General features: G+C 71.0%; 13 protein-coding genes. 5 read left to right on the top strand and 8 right to left on the bottom strand.

Annotated features, from left to right (window positions below; translation table 11 throughout):
* Nucleotides 1–9: 9 nt before the first annotated feature.
* Nucleotides 10–681 carry a TrkA family potassium uptake protein gene (locus tag AB0L91_RS01540; RefSeq protein ID WP_218716949.1) on the bottom strand — a complete coding sequence of 224 codons (672 nt, stop codon included), beginning with the start codon at nucleotides 679–681 and terminating at the stop codon, nucleotides 10–12.
* A gap of 5 nt (nucleotides 682–686) precedes the next feature.
* Complete coding sequence (locus AB0L91_RS01535; RefSeq protein ID WP_355277516.1) at nucleotides 687–1,352, bottom strand: TrkA family potassium uptake protein; 666 nt, start codon at nucleotides 1,350–1,352, stop codon at nucleotides 687–689.
* A 172-nt stretch (nucleotides 1,353–1,524) separates the two neighbouring features.
* Here AB0L91_RS01535 and AB0L91_RS01530 point away from each other — a divergent pair, with 172 nt between their 5' ends.
* Both AB0L91_RS01530 and AB0L91_RS01525 read left to right on the top strand, forming a co-directional pair.
* Nucleotides 1,525–3,522 (top strand): APC family permease, encoded by a 1,998-nt coding sequence (locus AB0L91_RS01530; RefSeq protein ID WP_357344751.1) that lies wholly within the window; start codon nucleotides 1,525–1,527, stop codon nucleotides 3,520–3,522.
* Complete coding sequence (locus tag AB0L91_RS01525; protein WP_365006859.1) at nucleotides 3,519–4,886, top strand: TRAM domain-containing protein; 1,368 nt, start codon at nucleotides 3,519–3,521, stop codon at nucleotides 4,884–4,886. The genes AB0L91_RS01530 and AB0L91_RS01525 overlap by 4 nt, the downstream gene beginning before the upstream one ends.
* 82 nt (nucleotides 4,887–4,968) lie before the next feature.
* Here the strand turns inward: AB0L91_RS01525 and AB0L91_RS01520 are convergent, their stop codons facing one another.
* Nucleotides 4,969–5,640 carry an SIMPL domain-containing protein gene (locus tag AB0L91_RS01520; RefSeq protein WP_365006858.1) on the bottom strand — a complete coding sequence of 224 codons (672 nt, stop codon included), beginning with the start codon at nucleotides 5,638–5,640 and terminating at the stop codon, nucleotides 4,969–4,971.
* A 67-nt stretch (nucleotides 5,641–5,707) separates the two neighbouring features.
* Entirely contained in the window at nucleotides 5,708–7,516 is a 1,809-nt protein-coding gene (gene glsA / locus AB0L91_RS01515) for a glutaminase A (RefSeq protein ID WP_365011132.1), read from the bottom strand.
* A 304-nt stretch (nucleotides 7,517–7,820) separates the two neighbouring features.
* On the opposite strand from glsA, the gene dxs reads away from it, so the two are divergent.
* A complete protein-coding gene (gene dxs / locus AB0L91_RS01510; protein WP_365006857.1) occupies nucleotides 7,821–9,719 on the top strand; it encodes a 1-deoxy-D-xylulose-5-phosphate synthase in 1,899 nt (632 codons plus the stop codon).
* Nucleotides 9,720–9,774: 55 nt separating this feature from the next.
* On the opposite strand, the gene AB0L91_RS01505 is transcribed toward dxs, so the two are convergent.
* From AB0L91_RS01505 to AB0L91_RS01490, 4 genes are all read right to left on the bottom strand, one after another.
* Complete coding sequence (locus AB0L91_RS01505; protein ID WP_365006856.1) at nucleotides 9,775–10,608, bottom strand: class I SAM-dependent methyltransferase; 834 nt, start codon at nucleotides 10,606–10,608, stop codon at nucleotides 9,775–9,777.
* Nucleotides 10,609–10,685: 77 nt separating this feature from the next.
* The gene (locus tag AB0L91_RS01500; protein ID WP_365006855.1) at nucleotides 10,686–11,204 is read right to left on the bottom strand and encodes a hypothetical protein; all 519 of its coding nucleotides are present in this window, start codon (nucleotides 11,202–11,204) and stop codon (nucleotides 10,686–10,688) included.
* A 219-nt stretch (nucleotides 11,205–11,423) separates the two neighbouring features.
* On the bottom strand, nucleotides 11,424–12,101 hold the full coding sequence (locus AB0L91_RS01495; protein WP_365006854.1) for a response regulator: 678 nt from the start codon (nucleotides 12,099–12,101) through the stop codon (nucleotides 11,424–11,426).
* On the bottom strand, nucleotides 12,098–14,056 hold the full coding sequence (locus AB0L91_RS01490; RefSeq protein ID WP_365006853.1) for an ATP-binding protein: 1,959 nt from the start codon (nucleotides 14,054–14,056) through the stop codon (nucleotides 12,098–12,100). Before AB0L91_RS01490 ends, AB0L91_RS01495 begins: the two co-directional genes overlap by 4 nt.
* 166 nt (nucleotides 14,057–14,222) lie before the next feature.
* Between AB0L91_RS01490 and AB0L91_RS01485 the strand changes: the two genes are divergently transcribed.
* Together AB0L91_RS01485 and AB0L91_RS01480 are read left to right on the top strand one after the other, a co-directional pair.
* Entirely contained in the window at nucleotides 14,223–15,029 is an 807-nt protein-coding gene (locus AB0L91_RS01485; RefSeq protein WP_365006852.1) for an ABC transporter ATP-binding protein, read from the top strand.
* Nucleotides 15,019–15,906, top strand: a complete 888-nt coding sequence (locus AB0L91_RS01480) for an ABC transporter permease (RefSeq protein WP_355277490.1) — start codon at nucleotides 15,019–15,021, stop codon at nucleotides 15,904–15,906. The genes AB0L91_RS01485 and AB0L91_RS01480 overlap by 11 nt, the downstream gene beginning before the upstream one ends.
* The last annotated feature ends 3 nt before the right edge of the window (nucleotides 15,907–15,909 follow it).

The following is a 15,909-nucleotide window of genomic DNA, read 5'->3' as shown; positions in this document are numbered from 1 at the left end:
ATCGGGGAGTTACGGTTTGATGCCGTGGGTGGCCAGGGTGAGGCGCAGGTCCTCTTCGGCCTCCACCGAGGTGACGAACAGCAGTTCGTCGTCGCCTTCGAACGGGTCGTCGGGCTGGGGCACGATGACCCGGCCGCCGCGCAGGATGGTCACCAGGGCGGTGTCGCGCGGCATGACCAGGCTGCGGACCGGCTTGCCCGCGAGCTGGGTGTCGGCGGGCAGGGTGATCTCGACCAGGTTGGCCTGGCCCTGCCGCAGCGTCATCAGCCGCACCAGATCGCCGACCGAGACGGCTTCCTCGACGAGCGAGGCGAGCAGCCGCGGCGTCGACACCGCCACGTCGACGCCCCACGACTCGTTGAACAGCCATTCGTTGCGCGGATCGTTGACCCGCGCGACCACCCGGCGCACCCCGAACTCGGTCTTGGCGAGCAGGCTGTGCACCAGGTTGGCCTTGTCGTCGCCGGTGGCGGCGATGACGACCTCGTAGGTCTCGAGTCCCGCGTTCTCCAGTAGCGACAGCTCACAGGCGTCGGCGTGCACCCACACGGCGTCCGGGATGGCGGGCGGGTCGATGTGGTCGAGCTGACGCTCCAGCAGCATCACCCGATGCCCGCCGCGTAGCAGTTCCCTGGCGATCGAGCGCCCGACGGCGCCCGCTCCGGCGATGGCCACCTTCATGTTCTTCAGTCCTCGTTCGTGGGAGCCTTGGCGGCCATGGCGACCGCCTCACCGACACTGCCGGAGGTCGCCGCGACGTAGACCACGTCGTCGGCCTGGACGATGGTCTTGGAGTCGGGCAGCAGACCCTGGCCGAAGCGCAGGATGAACGCCACGCGGACCCCGAGCTCGCGCTCCAGATCGCGCACCGTGCGGCCGGACCAGTCCTCGTGCAGGGTGAGCTGGGTGACCGCCACCGCGCCCGTGGGATCGCGCCAGGTGGTGGTCGAGTTGTCGCCGATGAGGGTGCGCAGGAACCGGTCGGTGGTCCACGGGACCGTCGCGATCGTCGGGATGCCGAGCCGCTCGTAGACCTCGGCGCGCTTGGCGTCGTAGATCCGGGCGACGACCCGCTCGACGCCGAACATCTCCCTGGCCACCCGGGCCGAGATGATGTTGGAATTGTCACCCGAGGACACGGCGGCGAAGGCGTCGGCACGTTCGATTCCCGCGCGGGTCAGCACATCCCGGTCGAAACCGACACCGATCACTTCCTGCCCGGTGAAGCCCTCGCCCAGCCGGCGGAACGCGCTGGGATCGCGGTCGATCACCGTGACCTCGTGTCCCACCCGGACCAGAGCGCGCGCCAGCGACGAGCCGACCCGTCCGCACCCCATGATCACTACGTACACCGTGCACCCTCGTTCCTGGCCAACCCGTGGCATCCGGCTTGGACCGTACCCGCCGGATGCTCCCATCGCCCATTTTCCCCCGGGCGACGCGGCACAAACAATCACGACACCGCCCTCGTGCGCCGCCGACGTGCGCGCGAAGGCGACCGCGATCTCCTCTATGCTCAGCCCGGTGTCCAAGTTGACGACGGCAGCCAAGCGATTGCTGCTCGGCAGGCCGTTCCGCAGCGATTCGCTCGGCCACACGCTGTTGCCCAAACGTATCGCTCTGCCGGTGTTCGCCTCCGACGCCATGTCGTCGGTGGCCTACGCGCCGGAGGAGATCTTCCTGGTGCTCTCGGCCGCGGGCATCTCGGCCTACATGTACGCCCCCTGGGTCGGTGTCGCCGTCGCGTTCGTGATGGCCGTGGTGGTCGCCAGCTATCGGCAGAACGTGCACGCCTACCCCTCGGGCGGTGGCGACTACGAGGTCGCGACGAAGAACCTGGGCCCCAACGCCGGACTGACCGTCGGTAGCGCGCTGCTGGTCGACTACGTGCTCACGGTGGCGGTGTCGATCTCCTCGGCGGCCTCCAACATCGGCTCGGCGATCCCGTTCGTCGCGACGCACAAGGTGCTGTTCGCGGTGGTGGCGATCGCGATCCTCACCGCGATCAATCTGCGCGGTATCCGCGAATCGGGCACCGCGTTCGCGATCCCGACCTACGCCTTCATCGTCGGCATGTTCGTCATGCTGGGCTGGGGCATGTTCCGGATCTTCGTGCTGGGCGACGACATCCAGGCCGAATCGGCCGGGTTCGGGCTCAACGCCGAGGACGAGCACCTCTACGGGCTGGCCTTCGCCTTCCTCATCGCCCGCGCCTTCTCCTCCGGCTGTGCCGCGCTGACCGGTGTCGAGGCGATCAGCAACGGCGTGCCCGCCTTCCGCAAGCCCAAGTCGCGCAATGCCGCGACCACGCTGCTGATGCTGGGCACCATCGCGATCGTGCTGCTGATGGGCATCATCATCCTGGCGCAGAAGATCGGCATCGTCTACGCCCACGACACCGCGAACCTGGTCGGGGCGCCCGCCGACTACCACCAGAAGACCCTGATCGCGCAGATCGCCGAGAGCGTCTTCCACGGCTTCCCGATCGGCTTCTTCTTCATCACCATCGTCACCGCGCTGATCCTGGTGCTGGCCGCCAACACCGCGTTCAACGGTTTCCCGGTGCTCGGCTCGATCCTCGCCCAGGACCGCTACCTGCCGCGTCAGCTGCACACCCGCGGCGACCGGCTGGCCTTCTCCAACGGCATCCTGTTCCTGTCCGGCGCCGCGATCGCGTTCGTCGTGCTGTTCGGCGCCGAGGTGACCAAGCTCATCCAGCTCTACATCGTCGGTGTGTTCGTCTCGTTCGTGCTGAGCCAGACCGGCATGCTGCGGCACTGGACCCGGCTGCTGCGCACCGAGACCGATCCGGCGCAGCGCTCGAAGATGAAGCGGTCCAGGGTGATCAACGCGGTCGGCCTCACCGCGACCGGCACCGTGCTGGTGATCGTGCTGATCACCAAGTTCTTCGCGGGCGCCTACATCGCGATCATCACGATGGTGGCGATCTTCATCGTGATGAAGCTCATCCGCAAGCACTACGACTCGGTCTCGCGCGAACTCGACGAATCCGATTGGGACGGCGTGCTGCCCAGCCGCACCCACTCCATCGTGCTGGTCTCCAAACTGCACCTGCCGACCCGGCGCGCGCTGGCCTACGCCCGCGCGACCCGCCCGGACACGCTCGAGGCGATCACGGTCAACGTCGACGACGCCGACACCCGCCGGCTGGTACGCGAGTGGGAGAACAGCGAGATCAACGTCCCGCTGAAGGTGATCGAATCGCCGTACCGCGAGATCACCAAGCCCGTGCTGGACTATGTGAAGCGGGTCCGCAAGGACGCGCCGCGCGACGTGGTCACCGTGTTCATCCCCGAGTACGTCGTCGGGCACTGGTGGGAGCAGGTGCTGCACAACCAGTCCGCGCTGCGGCTCAAGGGCAGGCTGCTGTTCGAGCCGGGCGTGATGGTCACCAGTGTGCCGTGGCAGCTCAGTTCCTCCGCCCGGGCCAAGCAGGCCGCCGAGGGGAACGCGCCGGGGTCGGTGCGGCGCGGGTTCGAAGAGCCGGGTCGTCGCCGATGAGCAAGTGGCGCGGACAGGAATTCGAGATCCGGCTCGGGCCGCCGGGGCACGGCGGATTCTGTGTCGGCAGGCACGAGGGCCGCGTGGTGTTCGTGCGCCACGGCCTGCCGGGCGAGCTGGTACGCGCGCGGGTCACCGAGGATCGGGGCGGGTCGTTCTGCCGGGCCGACGCGGTCGAGATCATCGAGGCGTCGCCGGATCGGGTGCCCGCCACCTGCCCGGTGTCCGGGCCGGGCGGCGCGGGCTGCTGCGATTTCTCCTTCGCGACCCCCGCCGCGCAGCGCGTGCTCAAGGCCACCGTGGTGGCCGAGCAGCTGCGCAGGCTGGCCGGGGTGGACCGGGAGGTGACGGTCGAGCCGATCGCCGGGGATGCCGGCACGGACACCGGTGGCTGGCGCACGCGCGTGCGGCTGGTCGTCGACGGGGCGGGCCGGGCCGGGGTGCACCGGTTCCGCAGCACCGACGTGATCGCGGACCTGCGGTGCCCGCAGCCGGTGCCGGGCGCGCTCGACGGCATCGCCGACCGGCTCTGGACGCCGGGCTCGGACCTGGTCGTCGCCGTCGACGGCGACGGTGTGCGCCACATCGTGGAACTGGCCGCGGTGCCCGACACCGCGCAGCCCGGCGGCCGCCCGGCGACGCCACGCGGTGCGGGCCGCGGCCGTGGTCAGCGACCGACTCGTCGCCGGGAGTCCGGCGGCCCCGGCGGTGACGAGCGCGGCGCGGTCCGGGACCGGGCCGCCGCCCGCAAGTCGGCCACCAACGCGCCCCGCGAGGAGTGGGTGATGGCGGGCACCGGCCGGGCCGTGGAATACGTGGCGGGCCGGCGCTGGGAACTGTCGGCCACGGGCTTCTGGCAGGCGCATCGCGGTGCCGCGCAATGCTATTCGGACCTCGTCGCCCAGTGGTCGGGGCTGGCGCCCGGTGGCTCCGGCTGGGATCTCTACAGCGGTGTCGGGGTATTCGCGGCGCGCCTGGCCGAGCAGACCGGGCAGACCGGTGCGGTCGCCGCCGTCGAATCGGCGCGCTCCGCCGTCGCCGACGGTGTCGCCGCCCTGCGTGATCTGCCGTGGCTGGACCTGAGCGCCGACCGCGTCGAACGCTGGGTGCGCACCCGGGGCGACGGGGGCGGGCCCGATGTCGTTGTCCTCGATCCGCCGCGCGCGGGCGCGGGCAAGGAGATCGTGGCCGCGGTCACCGACGCCGATCCCCGCCGGATCGTCCACATCGGCTGCGACCCGGCGTCGTTCGCGCGCGACCTCGGCCTGTATCTCGACGCCGGGTACCACCTCGCCGATCTGCGTGCCTTCGATGCGTTCCCGGCCACCCACCACGTCGAATGCGTGGCGTTGCTCGACCGCTGAGGAGTCGGCGGGCCACCGCGGACAGTGGCTCCCCGCTGGACGCTCAGCGGACGCCGCCGGTCCCGCGGCCACCGAACCCGGATCAGTCCAGAGCCCAGGTGACCCGGACGGCCGCGCCGATCTCGGTCTCGCCGGGAACCACCGGCACCGGGGAGCTCGCGCGGGCCATGAGCATCGGCGCGCTGTCCATCTCGGCGCTGATGTCGTAGGCGCGGGGGAGCGGCACGGCCGTGTCCTCGGTGATCTGCACGACCGCGCCCAGGCTGACGCCCGCGCGGGCGGCGTACTGCTCGGCCTTGGTCTTCGCGTCGTCGAAGGCGGCGTCGCGGGCCTGGGCGAGCAGCGGCTCGGGATCGGCGATCCCCCGGGTCAGGCCACCCAGGCGGACATCGTCGCCGCCCGCGGTGACCGCGGCCGCCACCGTCTCGGCGGGCTCGGTGCCGGTGCCCTCCCGCAGGGCGATACTGAGCCCGGTCGTGGCCAGGTAGCCGGAGATCTCGCTGCGCCCCTGATCGGTGTAGACCGTCTCGGTGCGCACGCTCAGCCCGCTGGTGGCCATGTCGGCGTCGCTCACCCCGGCCGCGCGCAGGGCCGCGACGACGGCGCTCACCCGATCACCGGCGCGGCCGTAGGCGGCGGCGACGCTGTCGGCGCGCGACTCCACCGACAGCGTGACCCGGAGCAGATCCGGGACCGCGCGGACCGTGCCGCGCCCGACCATCGTGGTGCTCGCCTGCCAGGATTTCTTGCCCACCGCGGTACTCCTGTCGGTCGAAGGATGCTGTGCTGCCCAACGTCTCGCCGCGGGCCCGAGTTCCCCGTCAGTAGTTGCCCGCGTTGCCGGACAGGGTCCGCACCGCGGCTTCCATCTGCGCGTACGCGCCCGCGGCGAGGCGTTGCAGCAGGGCCAGTTTCAGCTGCGGGTGGTCGTGGGTGAGCTGATCGAAGACCTCCGGCCGCATCACCGCCACCCGCACCGGCGTCTCGGCGATGATCTCGTTGACGAACGGCTGCCCGAGCAGCATCGGGATCTCGCCGAACGACATCCCCGCCGACAGCGTCACCAGCCGGTGCACGCGCCCGTCGGTGCCGGGGAAGGTCATCCGCACCCGGCCCTCCAGGATCAGGAAGAGTCCGCAGCGCGGGTCGCCCCGATCGGCGATCACCTCGCCGCGCGCGATGGTCCGCGATTCGAAGTCCTTCCCCAGCCGGGTGCGATTGTCGGGGTCGAGGCCGACCAGCAGCGGGTGTTCGTCGAGCGGGATCGAGCGGCGGGGATCGGCGCCCGGCGGGCGGTGCCTGGTCAGGATGATGTCCTCGCACCACTCGGTCGCGGTGTCGCGGTCGATGAACACCCGCCCCCGCGGATCCTCGGGGTCCAGGCTCGATGCCTCGTGCCCGAGCCGGGCCTCGGGATCGACCAGCGCGACCCGGCAGCCCCGGCGGACCAGTTCGTTCTGCAGCGCCGCGAGCATCTCGCGCGCGACCGCGCTCACCTCGCCGACCCGGCGCAGGTCGACGACCAGGGCGTCGAGGTCGCCGACCTTGCTCTCGATGGAGCGCACCGTGCGCTCGGCGCCCGCGAAGAGCAGGTCGCCGTGCAGTTCGTAGACCCGGGCGCGGTCGCCGTGGTCGGCCAGCACCGCGGCGTCGGCGGGGGAGCGGCGCAGCCGCGAGGGCACCTGGGCGACCGAGTAGTCGGCCCGGATGGCGGTGCGCGCGGCGCGGGTCACGTGACAGAAGTGCAGTTCGAGCCGCCGGGACAGCTCCCGGCAGGCCGCGACCCCGCGCACGCTGTTGCCCTGGGCGTCCAGGCGCGGGGAGTACACCGAGATCCCGAGCTGGCCGGGCAGCACGGCGATGATCCCGCCGCCGACGCCGCTCTTGGCGGGCAGGCCGACCGTGGTCACCCAGTCACCGGCCGCGTTGTACATGCCGCAGGTCGTCATCACGCTGAGCACCCGCTCGGTCAGCGCGGTCGACAGCGCTCGCTCCCTGGTCTTCGGATTCACCCCGTTGTCGGCCAGCGTCGCGGCCATCAGGGCCAGATCGGCGCAGGTGATCTCGATCGAGCACTGCCGGAAGTAGCGGTCGACCGCGTCGTCGGGGTCGACGTCGATGATGCCGACCGAGCGCAGCATGTAGCCGATCGCGCGGTTGCGGTAGCCGGTGCGCGCCTCGGACTCGTAGACGGCCTGATCCATCGTCAGCTCCCGCCCGGCGAAGCGGGAGTAGCAGCGGCGGACCCGCTCGAACTTGTCGGCGGCGTCCCGGCCGCTGATCAGCGAGGCCGCGGTGATCGCGCCGGAGTTGATCATCGGATTGCTCGGGCGCTGGGTGTCGGGCTCGAGGGCGATCTCGTTGAACGGCTCGCCCGACGGCTCGACGTCGATGTGCGCGGCCACCCCGTCCAGGCCGCGATCGGCCAGCGCGAGCGCGTAGGTGAACGGCTTGGAGATCGACTGGATGGTGAACCCGATGTCGGTGTCGCCGACCTGGTAGATCAGCCCGTCCGCGGTGGCCAGGCACAGCCCGAACGAGTCGGGCGCGACCGCGGCCAGTTCGGGAATGTAGTCGGCGGGCGCGCCGGAGGTGTCGTCCCGGCAGACCGCGTACACCTCGTCGAGCATGGCCGCCACCACGCCGGGGTCGATCGTGCGCGCAACACCGTCCGGTTCGGCCACAGCGCCACTCTAGGACGCCGCGTGGCCGGTCCCGTGGGGGCGCGCGGGGGAGATAGTCCTCACAGGCGATCGCGGCCCGTGGTGACGGCGTCAGGCGGCGGCGCGCCCTGTTCAGCGGCGTGCCGCGCCGACCGGCGCCCCGACTGTGATCCTCGGCGTGAGGCGCCCGGAAGGGGCCGCGAGCCGGGGCCGCTCGCGCGGCCAAATACACTGGGCGGATCACACAGTAGTCCGGAGGGAGCGAGTTCAGGTGGGAGTGCTGTCGCGGGTGGATTCACCCGAAGATCTGCGCCGGCTGAGCGTGCCGCAACTGCGGGATCTGGCGGACGAGATCCGCGAGTTCCTGGTGCAGAAGGTCGCCGCCACCGGAGGCCACCTCGGCCCCAACCTAGGCGTGGTCGAACTGACCATCGCGCTACACCGGATCTTCGACTCCCCGGCCGATCCGCTGATCTTCGACACCGGCCATCAGGCCTACGTGCACAAGATCCTCACCGGCCGCAAGGACCGGTTCGACTCGCTGCGCATGCGCGACGGCCTGTCGGGCTACCCGAGCCGCGCCGAGAGCGAACACGACTGGGTGGAGTCCTCGCACGCCTCGGCGGCGCTGTCCTACGCCGACGGTCTGGCCAAGGCCTTCGCGCTGAGCGAGCAGAACCGCACCGTCGTCGCCGTCGTCGGTGACGGCGCGCTCACCGGCGGCATGTGCTGGGAGGCGCTCAACAACATCGCGGGCGCGCCCGACCGTCCGGTGGTGGTCGTGGTCAACGACAACGGCCGCTCCTACGCGCCGACCATCGGCGGCCTCGCCGACCGGTTGACCGCGCTGCGCACCCAGCCCGCCTACGAGCACGCCCTCGACGCCGGGAAGCGACTGCTCAAGAGCATTCCCGCGGTGGGGGATTCGGCGTACTCGATGGTCCACGCGCTCAAGGCGGGGATCAAGGACGCGGTGAGCCCGCAGGAGCTGTTCTCCGATCTGGGCATGAAGTACGTCGGCCCGGTCGACGGCCACGACCTGGTCGCGCTCGAGGCGGCCATGCGCCGCGCCAAGGACTTCGGCGGACCGGTCGTCGTGCACGTGGTCACCCGCAAGGGCAACGGCTACGAGCACGCCGAGAACCATGTCGCCGACCAGATGCACGCCTGCGATCCGATCGACCCGCTCACCGGCCGCCCGCTCGCGGGCAAGAAGGCCAAGGGCTGGACCGCGGTGTTCTCCGAGGAGCTCATCGACCACGCGTCGCGGCGCGAGGACATCGTCGCCATCACCGCGGCCATGCCCGGCCCCACCGGCCTGGCGCCCTTCGGCGAGCGCTTCCCGCACCGCATGTTCGACGTGGGCATCGCCGAGCAGCACGCGATGGCCTCGGCGGCGGGGCTTGCGCTGGGCGGTATGCACCCGGTCGTCGCGATCTACTCCACCTTCCTCAACCGCGCGTTCGATCAGCTGCTGATGGACGTCGCGCTGCTCAAGCAGCCGGTCACGGTGGTGCTGGACCGCGCGGGCATCACCGGCCCCGACGGCGCCAGCCACAACGGCATGTGGGACTTCTCCCTGCTCGGCATCATCCCCGGCATCCGGGTCGCCGCCCCGCGCGACGGCGCCACCCTGCGCGAGGAACTCGCCGAGGCGCTGGCGATCTCCGACGGCCCGACGGTGCTGCGGTTCCCGAAAGGCAGTGTCGCCGAGGACATCACCGCGGTGGGGCGTCTCGACGGTGTCGATGTGCTGCGGCTGGCGGTCCCGGCCGCGGGCTCGGCGCAGGCCCAGCACGGCGATGTCCTGCTCGTGGCGGTCGGCCCGTTCGCCGAGACGGCCATGCGGGTCGCCGAACTCCTGGAGCCGCAGGGCATCTCGGTCACCGTCGTCGACCCGCGCTGGGTCATTCCGGTATCGGACACGCTGGTCAAGATGGCCGAGAACTACCGTCTCGTCGTCACCGTCGAGGACGGCGGCCTGCACGGCGGCATCGGGTCCACGCTCTCGGCGCGCCTGCGCGACGCCGGTCTCGACGTGCCGACCCGCGATCTCGGTGTGCCCCAGCAATTCCTGGACCACGCCTCGCGCGGGGAGATCCTCGAGGAACTGGGACTGACCGCCGAGGCCATCGCCCAGCGCATCGGCGGCTGGCTGCAGTCGCGCTGACGCCGAACCCCCGCATCCCGCGCGCCCGGTGAGTGTCACCGGGCGCGCGGCGCGTTCAGGGGCGCCGGGCGACGACGGCGAAGTTCAGCGGGATGCGCGGTGCCCCCGGCGGGAGCGTCCAGCCCCGCTCGTCGGCGACGAGCTCGTCGAACGGGCGCCAATCCATGTAGGGCAGTTCGTGCAGCGCCTCGATCCGCAAGCCCGCGCCGAGCAGCGCGCCCACGACCTCGCCCAGGTCGTGCCGCCATTCGTGATTGGTGGTGTGGGTGATCGAGCCCGCGGAGTCCTCGGTGTAGGTGCCCGCGTCGGAGTACGTGCGGACACCACCGCCGGCGAGGTAGTCGTCGTTGATCTCCCACGGCCCGAACTCCATCGCGCCCAGGATCGGGTGGTCGTCACGAAGGACGAACACGCCGCCGGGAACGAGCAGGTCGTGGATGGAGCGGGCCCACGCGGTCAGCTCCGGCAGCCAGACGATGGTGCCCGTACTGGTCACGATGGTGTCGAAGGTCCGGTCGAGCACCGAGGAGGCGTAGCGCGCGTCGCCCTCGACCCAGGTGATGTCGCGTCCGTCGGCCGCGGCGATGCGGGCCGCGTGCCGCAGCGAGTTCGGTGACAGGTCGAGCCCGTGCACCTCGACCGCGCCCAGCCGGGCCCAGGACACCGTGTCGGTGCCGATATGGCATTGCAGGTGCAGCAGCGAACGCCCGACGATCCCGGTGCCGGGCAGATGCGGCGCCAGGACCGCGAGGTCGTTGCGCACCACCGACGAGATCGCGGCCGGATCGGCGAGGAAGGCGTCGACGTCGTACATCCGTGAGCGCGCGTGCACATCGGCCCGGTCGTCCCAGTTCGCGCGGTTGGCGGCGATGGCCTCGGCTTCGGACACGGCGGATCCTCTCGACGGTGACGGTGGGCGCGGAGCCACGCTAGCGCCGAGTGGTCGCCGGGTCGAGGGAATTTCGGTCAGTACGCGGGCCGCCGGTGCGCCAGCCAGCGACCCGTGCTCGGCAGGAAGGTCAGCACCAGCAGTCCGATATTGAACAGGAACCCGATCGCGTTGAGCACGCTCAGATCGGAATCGAAGGACACGGTGAGCGAGGTGGAATCATCGGTCCGCGCGTCCAGATGGTTGTACAGCGCTATCGAGGTGACGACCGACAGCACCAGGGTGCCGGTACCGCCCAGCCCGATCAGGACCCGCGAGATCTGCTTGCGCGCCAGCATCAGGATCCCGCCGATGAGCAGGACGAGCGAGCACAGCGCCGAAATCCCCAGCAGCACTTGGATCTTGCTCCAGAACCCGGTCGGGTCGAAGTCGGCGTCGGTGGTCAGGAACGGGATGGCCACCGCGCCGAACACGCCGCGCAGGCCGCCGAGGATGGCGAGGATGCCGGCGAAGATGGCGGTGACGGCGTTGGGTTCGGGTGGGCCCGCCGGGAATCGGGGCGGCTGATAGGGCTGCGGAAAGCGCGGGTCGGTCAAGGCCGTACTCCAAACCGTGTGGGGCGTAACCCCGTTCAATACCCATCGGTGACCGCGCGTACACCTCGGGACGGGCGCCGTGGCGTGTCGTCGGCGCCGCGCCGACAGCGGATCACGGTGCGGTCGCGGCGGCTTGGGCCGCGATGAGGTCGCGCGTGGTGCGGTGGGCGCGGGGCTGCGGTGCGGTGGGTCGCGCGGTGCGGTGTGGTTGTCGCGCGTTCACGAGGGGCGGCGGACGGGGGAGTACTCCTGTTCCGGGCGTCCGGTCGCGCCGTAGCGCAGCTGCATGCGCAGGTCGCCGGTGGTGACGAGGGCGGCGAGGTAGCGCTGGGCGGTGGCGCGGGAGATGCCGATCGCGGTCGCGATCTCGCCCGCCGACATCGGCGCGTCCGCCGCCTGGGCCGCCCGTAGCACCAGCTCCCGGGTGGGGGAGGACGCGGTGGTGGCGCGGTCGGGCGCGGGTGGGGCCGGGCGCAGCGCGTCCCAGGCGGCGTCGACGTCGCGGGCGGTGACGTCCGGGGCCGCGAGGATCCGCCGGTAGCGCGCGTATCCGGCCAGGCGCGCGGCGAGCACGGTGTGGTCGAACGGCTTCACGAGGTAGGCGAGGGCGCCTGCCGATGCCGCCGCCCGCACCGTGGCGGATTCGGTGGCGGCGGTGAGCATCATGGCATCGCAGCGCAGGTCCCGGACCAGGTCGATCCCGGATCCGTCGGGCAGGTACACGTCCACCAGGGCCAGGTCGGCGGCGTTCTCGGCGAGCGCCTGCCGCGCCGCGGCTACCGTGTTGACGACCGCGCCGACGGTGAATCCCGGTAGCGCCCCGACGATTCCGGCGTGCATGTTCGCCACCCGGAAGTCGTCGTCCACGACGAGCACGCTGAATTCGGTCCGGCTCACGTCGGCTCTCCCTCGGTCAGCACGCCCGGCAGGCGCGCGATGAACTCCGCCCCGGTCAGCGCCCCGCCGGGAGTCCCCGCCGACGCCAGCCACACATCCCCGCCGAGTGCCCTGGCCACCTGCCTGGACAGCGTGAGTCCCACCCCGCGCCCGCCCGGCACCCCCACCCCCGGCTTGGTCGACACTCCGTCCGCGAACAGAGCGTCCACCAGATCCGGCGCCACCCCGCCCCCACTGTCGGCCACCGTGATGTGCAGCGTCGAACCCTCCTGCACCAGTTCGACTTCCACCACCGCCGCGGGAGCGGCGAAGCGCGAACCGGACTCGGCGCGCCGACCTCGCGGTTCGGCCCCCGACCCGGTCGTTTCTTCGCCGGACTCTGCCGCGGGTGCGATGTCGGTGTGGGCTGCTGTCGGGTCGGGGGATTCCCCGGCGGGCAGTGCCGGTGAATCCGTCCGGGTTTCGGCCGATCGGCGGGCCGCGTCGACCGGGGGCAGTGCGGTCACCTCGCGAGCGGGCGCCGCTGTCGGATCGGGGTCGACACCGGCGACCTTCGGCGAGTTCTGGGTCGCGTCGTCCGGTGCAACCGGCGGGGCACTCCCGCGGACCGCGTCGATCGCGTTGTCGAGCAGATTGCCGAGAACGGTCGTGACATCCACGGGCGCAGCCAGATTCGCGTCGACCCAGGTGTTCGGTCCCAATCGGAGCTGGACGCCGTTCTCCCTGGCGTGCGCGGCCTTGGCGGCGAGGAACGCTTGCAGATACGGGTCGCGGACCGCGTCGATGCCCGGCATGGCGGCGCCGAGGGGGCCGGAGCCGAGCAGTTCGTCGATGTAGCGGGCGGCCTCGCCGGGCCGGTCGCCGTGCAGCAGCCCGCTGAGCAGGTGCAGCCGGTTGGCGAATTCGTGGCGCTGGGCACGCAGGACGGTGCTCATCGACTGCACCGCGTCGAGTTGGCGGGTCAGCGATTCGACATCGGTGCGGTCGCGCACATCGAGCACCGCGCCCAGCGAGCGCCCGTCGCGGGTGACCATTCGCGCGGTGACCACCACGATTCGGTCACCGACCGCGGCCTGGACCGGGAGCCCGTCGGCGGCCCGGAACGCCGCGAGCACGCGGGCGGTGAGCCCGATCGTCTCCACCGGACGGCCGCTCTCACCCTCGATCCCGAGCAGGGCGCGCGCCTCGTCGTTGATCACCGTGGTGCGCCACCGGTCGTCGACCGCGACCACCCCCACGCCGATCCCGTGCAGCACCACATCCTGTTCGCGCACAAGCTCGGCCAGCTCCGCGGGTTGCAGGCCCAACGTCAGCCCGTGCCAGCGCCGGGCCAGCAGGATCGACCCCGCGATGCCGGCGAAGAGCGCGCCGAGCACCAGCACCCCGGCCTTGCTGAGGTCGCTGCTCAGCTGCTCGCCGACGGCCTCGGTGGAGATGCCGACGCTCACCTCGCCGACCACGCGCTCCGAATCCGGCGCGCGCACCGGCACTTTCGCGCGCACCGAATCGCCGAGCGTGCCCTGCTCGCTGATCACCACCTCGGCCCCGCCCAGCGCCTGCGACGGATCGGTGCTCACCATCTCGCCGAGCCGGGTCGGGTCCGGATGGGCCAGGCGCAACCCGGCGTCGTCGGTGATCACCACGAACAGCGCGCCGGTGCGCTGCCGCGCCGCCTCCGCGGTCCGCTCGAGGTCCCCGGCCACGAGCTCGGCGCGCAGTGGCGGTCCCGGCGCCAACGGCAGGGCCGCGTACCGGGCGACCTCCGCGCGCACCACAGGATCGCTGGCGACGGTCCGCGCGATCGCCAGCGCCCGCTGTCCGTACTCGGCGGTGAGCCGCTGATCGCTGAGGTAGGCGAACACCGCGAACGCGAGCCCCAGGGTCAGCGCTACCAGCGCGACCTGCAGCAACACGATCTGCGTCCGCAGCCGGACGCCCCGGGGGAACAGCCTCACCGGCTCAGTCTAGGCACGTCCCGAACGCGTGAGCACAATGCGCAGAACCTGCGGAATCGCTGGTTGCGCTGGTTGTGCGCACAAGCGCGCGCCCTGTGACCCAGCCCACTTATCTTTCGATAGCGGCCGCACATCACATGCAGCGGCGCCGGACACAGGAGCAGCAATGAGCAATCCACTCATCGAACTCCGGGGCGCGACGAAGCGTTTCCCCGGAACCGACGGTGGCATCCACACGGCGGTGAAGAACATCGACTTCACGGTCGCGGCGGGCGAATTCGTCGCCGTGGTCGGCCCGACCGGGTGTGGCAAGTCCACCACCCTCTCGCTGGTGTCCGGCCTCGAGCCGACCTCGGCGGGCCGGACGCTGGTGCGCGGCAAGGACGTCGACGGCATCCCCGACGGCATCGGCTACATGTTCCAGCAGGACGCGGTGCTGCCCTGGCGCAGCGTCATCGACAATGTCGCCCTCGGCCCGCGCTTCCGTGGCGTGTCGAAGGCGCAGGCCAAGGCGAAGGCCGCCGAATGGGTGCGCATCGTCGGCCTGGCCGGGTTCGAGGACTACTACCCGCACCAGCTCTCCGGTGGCATGCGCAAGCGCGTCGCGCTGGCCCAGACGCTGGTCAACGAGCCCGAGATCATCCTCATGGACGAGCCGTTCAGCGCGCTCGACGTGCAGACCCGCCAGCTCATGCAGGACGAACTGCTGCGGGTGTGGGCCGGCACCGACGCCGCGGTGATCTTCGTGACCCACGACCTGGAGGAGGCCATCGCCCTGGCCGATCGGGTCGTGGTGATGACCGCGAGCCCGGCGACGGTGTGCGGCGACTTCCGCGTCACCCTCGAGCGGCCGCGCAATGTCGAAGAGGTGCGCCTCACCGAGGAGTTCCGCGACCTCTACCGGGAAATCTGGGAAACGCTGCGCGATCAGGTCGAGGCGGCGCGCACGAAGGGAGCGACCCGTGTCGCTTGAGACGATGGACAAGATCGCGGTCACCGTGCCGGAGGTCGAGGCGGAGACCGAGGACCAGATCCTGGCCCGGGTCAAGGCGAAACACCGCAGGTCCAAGCTGCGGGTGTGGGGTCTGCGGGCCGCGCTCATCGCGCTGTGGCTGGGTTCGTGGGAACTGGTCGCCAGCGTGTGGATCGACCCGTTCTTCTACTCCAAGCCCTCGCTCATCTGGGACCGGCTGGTCGAATGGTTCACCGAGGGAACGCAGTTCGGCTCGATCTGGCTGCAGATCTTCACCACCGTGCAGGAAGCCGTGCTCGGTTTCGTGATCGGCACCGTGGCCGGTGTCGTCCTGGGCACGCTGCTGGGCCGCAGCCGCTACTGGGCCGATGTGCTCGCGCCGTTCATCAAGGCGCTCAACGCCGTTCCGCGCATCGTGCTGGCCTCGCTGTTCATCATCTGGTTCGGTCTCGGCCTGGAGTCCAAGGTGGCGACCGTGGTGGTGCTGGTGTTCTTCGCGGTGTTCTTCAACGCCTTCACCGGCGCCAGGGAGGTCGACGGCAATGTCATCAACAACGCGCGCATCCTCGGCGCGAGCAAGCGCCAGATCCTCGGGTCGATCGTGCTGCCCAGTGCCACCACCTGGATCCTGTCCAGCCTGCACACCGCCTTCGGCTTCGCGCTGATCGGCGCGGTCGTCGGCGAATACGCCGGTGCCAGCAAGGGTTTGGGTCTGCTGATCTCCAACGCGCAGGGCACCTTCGACGCGGCGGGCATCTACGCGGGCATGATCATCATCACCGTGGTCGCCCTCATGGCGGAATGGTTGATCGGCGTCGCGGAGAACCGGCTGCTGAAATGGCGTCCCTCGCAGGCGCAGTCCGGGCACGGGGTGTAGACG

The sequence above is a fragment of the Nocardia sp. NPDC051833 genome (genome assembly GCF_040681225.1).
GTDB lineage: Bacteria > Actinomycetota > Actinomycetes > Mycobacteriales > Mycobacteriaceae > Nocardia.
The sequence above is the reverse complement of the archived record's forward strand: the minus strand, read 5'-3'. Positions and strand labels throughout refer to the sequence as shown.

Excerpts from the sequence above, each read along its gene's own strand:
- AB0L91_RS01540 (WP_218716949.1), bottom strand. The coding sequence starts at position 681 with ATGAAGGTGGCCATCGCCGGAGCGGGCGCCGTCGGGCGCTCGATCGCC.
- AB0L91_RS01525 (WP_365006859.1), top strand. The coding sequence starts at position 3,519 with ATGAGCAAGTGGCGCGGACAGGAATTCGAGATCCGGCTCGGGCCGCCG.
- glsA (WP_365011132.1), bottom strand. The coding sequence starts at position 7,516 with ATGCTCGACGAGGTGTACGCGGTCTGCCGGGACGACACCTCCGGCGCG.
- AB0L91_RS01485 (WP_365006852.1), top strand. The coding sequence starts at position 14,223 with ATGAGCAATCCACTCATCGAACTCCGGGGCGCGACGAAGCGTTTCCCC.